The sequence below is a fragment of the Synechococcus sp. CCY9201 genome, from assembly GCF_034931105.1.
In the GTDB taxonomy this organism is placed as follows: Bacteria; Cyanobacteriota; Cyanobacteriia; order PCC-6307; family Cyanobiaceae; genus CBW1002.
In genome coordinates this window covers 1-4868 of sequence record NZ_JAYGIC010000167.1, presented here as the reverse complement: position 1 = coordinate 4868, position 4868 = coordinate 1, and the positions used below count along the sequence as shown (strand labels likewise).

Genomic DNA, 4868 nt, shown 5'->3' with positions numbered 1-4868 from the left:
GCATCTGCAAGCCATGCTTTTGAGATCTGGCCGACTTGATGTCACCGCGCTTGCCAGCCTGATTAACGCGAAGCAAACGGACGAATCCGGCGCCGATGGGCCGAGAATCTTTTTCAGGAGTCCCTAGCTAAAGGAACCAACAATCTAACCTCGCTTCCCCCCGTGGCTGTACAGGCCTGTGCGCAGGTGGTTGGAGACGTTGTGCCGGCTTGAAGCAGGCAGGCTTCTTCGATCTCTGTTTGTAACAAGCGTTGGAGACGGCCGAGGTCTTTTTGGAGTTGTCCACTTGTAACCGAAGCACCTGAGGTCCTGATGTGACTGACATGAACTTGGGCGGCGGCTGTGATAGCGACACCTGCAATGACCATCCCAACTAAAAGCTCAACAAGTGTGAATCCTATGGAGCGACTAGACAATGAGGGGTGTTTCATACTTGCCCCCAAGTTGTACATTCGCTCGAGGTGGATCCTGTCGAATTGTTGCTACCTAGCCGAACAAGCCCAAGCATTCCGGAAAGACGTACGCAACGCAGTGGAACCTGGCCGCCTAAACTGATTCGAATCGATAAAAAGCTTGAGGCCAGAGTGCTGCCCACATTATCTGTGGAGATTGCGCCTCTCGGCGTGAAGGAGAAAGTGTTGGGTGGCGATGTCGAGGCAAAAGAAGTGGCAACACCAAAGGTTGCATTGCCTCCGATTCCTGGCAATCGCAGTGGATTGCCGGTTCCGCAGGTCACTCCAGTTGCCGCGCTGTTGGTTTCGGGGTCAATCGCCTGAACTGTGGCCAGGACCGATTGCGACGCCAACGAGCTGCCGGTGTTAATCGTGACCCTGCAACTGATATCCTGAGAAGCGCCGCTACTGCGAATTTCTTCTAGCCAGCTGGATAAATCAGTCACAGCAGCTTTGGCTTGCTCTGCACGCCAAGCATCAATGCCAGAGTTGATGACAACTGCGCCGAGGATACCCAGAACCGCAATTGTGACCATAAGCTCGACTAGCGTGTAGCCAGCGGTGCGGTTCATCACGGACACCAACGTGACATGGGAGGAACGAGATTGTATACGCGTGCTGTGCGATTATTGACCGTATCTGTGATCGTAATCCGAAGGACGTGCGGTGGTGGCGGAGTCGGAATTGTGGTTGCAACACTCGTATTGGCTGGAGCTTGAATGGCATCCACAGCAGTTTTTAAAGGGGTCATAAAGGCTGTATTATTTGCTGACTTGCAGACTTCTGTGATGGCGTCAGGCTCTCTGGCGCATGGAACAGTAGCGCCACCTACTTGACAAGTCATGGACATCAGCGCACCTGTTGTGGCCGGATTATCTTGATAAGGGAAGAAATAACGATCGTCTCTGGGGTTATTTGTGGCGCAAGAGCTGGTGGCGTTCCCGCCGTCGACTGTGGCTGAGGCGGCAGGGGGCGTAACACTGCAAGTCCCGCTGCAGCATGTATACATATCGCCAATCTGCCGCACTTCGCTAATAAAAGACTGAATATCTTCATTCATCTTGACTTCAAGTCTGGCTGACCTTGTCATGCGATTGGCTGATGTCAGCGCGATGGCAGTTACCGAGCTGGTCAAGGCTAAGATGACAATTAGAACGATGACTTCAAGGATCGTGAAGCCTTGAGGGCGCTCTATGATTCGCAGCCTCTTATCGCAAAATCTGCGATTATGTCGGAGAATTATTGACGCATCGAGTGTCATGAGTGACTTAATTATAGCGCGAACGGGTAATTGTTCGGGCAACCCAGTCAGTCCCTGTCCATGGAACGTAAGTAATGCTATCGCTGAACGAGCCACTCGCGGCGGCAACCTGTCCAAGATTGCTGGCAGAAGAGGGAGGGACACGGATGTGGACGTCTCCACAGGGTTTGAAGTGTTGGGTCCAGATTCGTCCACTCAGGATCCAGCCATCGTCCCCGGTGATGGAGGGAGCAGTGCCACCTGGACTGTAGCCAGAACAGCCATAGGCTTTGAGTTCAAAATAGCCGACGGGCATGTAAAACCAAATGCCGGAAACCTTGCCAATTCCTGAGGAGGTATTCAGAACTCCATAATAAATCACCTGTTGTTGTCCGCTGTCGCGACCGAAAAAGTTCAAATTATCCGGATCTCCAACTAGGGCGACCTCCGTCGATGGAATGGGCGTTTCGCAATTGTTCGACGGCGAACCGCTGCACTTCACCAGCCGGAGGAAGGCGCCCCGCCCGGCGGATAGGAGAGGGTCATCATAGGTGGATGGTTCGGACGCACTGGCGGCTGTGTACAGATTGCCACGGAGATCGTCGGTGCGGGTGTAGTAAAATGAAACTGGACCTCCACTGGCATCAATCCACACTTGCCCGCCATTGCCACTGCCGGGATCAAGATTAAATTGTGGACCTAGACAGTGAAACCCTGGCGCTGCACTGGCGGGGGAATTAGCGCTGTATTCACACCAATCGCTGAGGCTGAGGTTGACATTGTCGATGATGTGGGTTTCGCCGTTGCCCGTGTTTGTACCATTGATGATGCGAATGCGGGTATTGCTGTTCTCATAGTCTGCCAGGCTCACGACGCGGCGCTGGCTGGTGGAGCTGTTCACTCCAGGAAACTTGGCCACGGTGACCCATGAAATGTTGACCGCTGACTTGGTTGGAGGACTGCTTGCAGTAGAGCCTGTACAGCTTGTGCCGCTTGATGTTTGCACCTGCACCCACACTTGGTCTGCAGTGTCAACTTTGGATGTGCCGGCTTGATCAAACGACAGCATGGCACGGCCCAGATTGCCGCTGAGATTGGCCGCACGGCAGATGCCATTAAGTCTATTGTTAGTAGTGGAACTGGTTGCGCCTATTCGGATTGACCCAGAGGAAAGCCGAAGCCTCCCTGAAGTCATATTTGTATCGGGGCTATTATTGTCGACTCCATACCATCTGTCGCCCACCCAAGTGGGACAGGCGGGTGAGCTGCTGGACGTACAGTTGTTAGTGATATAGGTACCACTCATGGAGTTAAAGTTCTCGCGGTTGTTCACCGTGCCAGAGTTGCCGGTGATTGCCGTCCAGGAAGAATTGCCGCAATTGGTGTTGGTGTCGTTACAGACTTCCAGTACTGGAGGGTTAACGTTGTTGCGGGTACGGAAGCGAAACCCGTAGTCTTGGACGCTGGCAGGGTTCAACGTGGGGTAGCGCTGTCCGTCATCAATGCTGGGGTCCACGCGTTGGGCGGGGCCGCTGTTTTTCGTCCAGGTGAAGTTGTACTTGCCAGTAACGGCTTCGTTGCCGATTGTGGGAAGTGTCAGTGCTGAAGGAAAGATCGGAATCCCGGAAAGAGCCGTGCCATCGATGTCGGCTTGGGTGCCGTAGATGCCTCCCGGACTTGCTTTGGCCAAGCCGGTCCAGCTGCTGCTGCCACACCTGCCACCAGACCAACGGGCGGGGTCGCAAGGGTCTGGAACAGTGGTGGATTTACTGTTGGGTCTAACCCTTATGGCTGCTCGAGAAAACTTATCACCATCTTTGCTGACGATGCCGATAACGTTGGTGATCGGCACAACCTTGCCGGAGGGCAAGCGTTTGGTATAGATATCATTGGCAAAATTCTGCCAGGCTGTTCCGCCGTTGAGTCCCAGAATCATGCCAAATTCGACGCCACAGAATCGGCTGTCCCCTCCCAGGGAGTCTGAGCCGGACACCTGGGCGCCACCGGAACCGTTGGAGCCGAAGGAAGCCCCACAACACTTCGGCAACACTTCATATTCGCGTGTCACAGTTGCCGTGCTGACAGAGGAACCATTGACGACCTTGGCCTCGACAGTAATTGTAAAATATCCTTTGTTAAATCCAGGAAGGTTGCTGGATTTTGAATCGGTGGGAGGATCGAGATTGATTAAGTCGGAAGAGAAATTTCCAACTTTGCTGACCTTCGTTGAGCCGGCTGTTGTGGTGATCGATTCGGATCGTCTATTGGGATTATCGGCGAGTCCGGCTGCTTGAGTGATTTCTACGACTCGGAACTGGCGGGTGCCGCTGCCTACGGCGAGGGTTTCAAGATCGCGAAACTTCCCATCGCCATAGTTTTTGGCTTCTGTGGTGGGATTTCCTGGCGGGTTATTGCTCGAGTCTCTGCAGGGGCTCACCAGGTCTGCCGAGCCCCAGTTGCCCATGGCCTCACCGGAGACCAGGATCCTGCGGTTCTCGACCGAGTTGAAGGCCGCCATCACCCGATCGACGCCAGCATCCGCAGTGGCTTGCGCATCCGTGCGCTGGCCTTGTTTGCGGGCACCGAGGAGGGTGCCCGAACTGAAGCTCACCATGGCGAGGGTGCCGAGTGTGACCCCCAGGACGACCAACATGCCGGCCACCATGGAAAAACCTGCATCCCGTGCCCTGCGACGGGGAAGCAGAAATTGGAGTAGCAGCCTGCTATTCATACCACAACACTAGCGAGGTAGTTATCGCTGATGCCCCTTTGTGAACAGCCTTCACGCTGCCGGCGCCAGCTTTCGGAATACTCCTCATCATGGAGCAGCCTCAGCACTCTGGACAAGCCCGGGGTCGCTCACAGTCCCATGGCTCTCTGCGTTCCCTGAGCGCTGGGCGCCACCATGGGAGTCGCTGTCGCCGCGCCACCCATGGACGCAGGAGCCCAGGGGGCGGCCATCCGGCCGATGATCGCCGTGCTCGGCCTGGCCTTGGTGCTCTTCCTGATGCTGCACCTGGCGGGTGTGGGGGTGGCCCTGATCGATCCGGACGCCTTCGGCCGGCTGGTGACCGTTCTGCACAGCGCCTGGTGGTTGCCGCCGCTGGAGCTTGCCCTGGCGGTTGTTGGGCTCGGCCATGGCCTGGCGGCGCTCCTGCGGGTGAGCCGCAACGCCC

Annotated in this window: 4 protein-coding genes and 1 pseudogene; 1 reads left to right on the top strand and 4 read right to left on the bottom strand. The window is 55.6% G+C overall.

Features of this window, described 5'->3' with window-relative positions; all coding sequences use genetic code 11:
* Positions 1-113 precede the first annotated feature (113 nt).
* From VB716_RS17545 to VB716_RS16180, 4 genes are read right to left on the bottom strand one after another with little or no spacing between them, the layout of a single operon-like run.
* Positions 114-431: a PulJ/GspJ family protein gene (locus VB716_RS17545; protein WP_416238130.1), complete on the bottom strand. Its 318-nt coding sequence runs from the start codon at positions 429-431 to the stop codon at positions 114-116.
* The gene (locus VB716_RS16190; protein ID WP_323271027.1) at positions 428-1033 is read right to left on the bottom strand and encodes a pilus assembly FimT family protein; all 606 of its coding nucleotides are present in this window, start codon (positions 1031-1033) and stop codon (positions 428-430) included. The genes VB716_RS17545 and VB716_RS16190 overlap by 4 nt, the downstream gene beginning before the upstream one ends.
* On the bottom strand, positions 1024-1713 hold the full coding sequence (locus tag VB716_RS16185) for a type II secretion system protein (protein WP_323271026.1): 690 nt from the start codon (positions 1711-1713) through the stop codon (positions 1024-1026). Before VB716_RS16185 ends, VB716_RS16190 begins: the two co-directional genes overlap by 10 nt.
* Before the next feature lie 7 nt (positions 1714-1720).
* Positions 1721-4306, bottom strand: a complete 2586-nt coding sequence (locus VB716_RS16180; protein WP_323271025.1) for a hypothetical protein — start codon at positions 4304-4306, stop codon at positions 1721-1723.
* 318 nt (positions 4307-4624) lie between these two features.
* Here VB716_RS16180 and VB716_RS16175 point away from each other — a divergent pair.
* Positions 4625-4868 (top strand): annotated as a pseudogene (locus VB716_RS16175) (hypothetical protein); the annotation flags it as partial.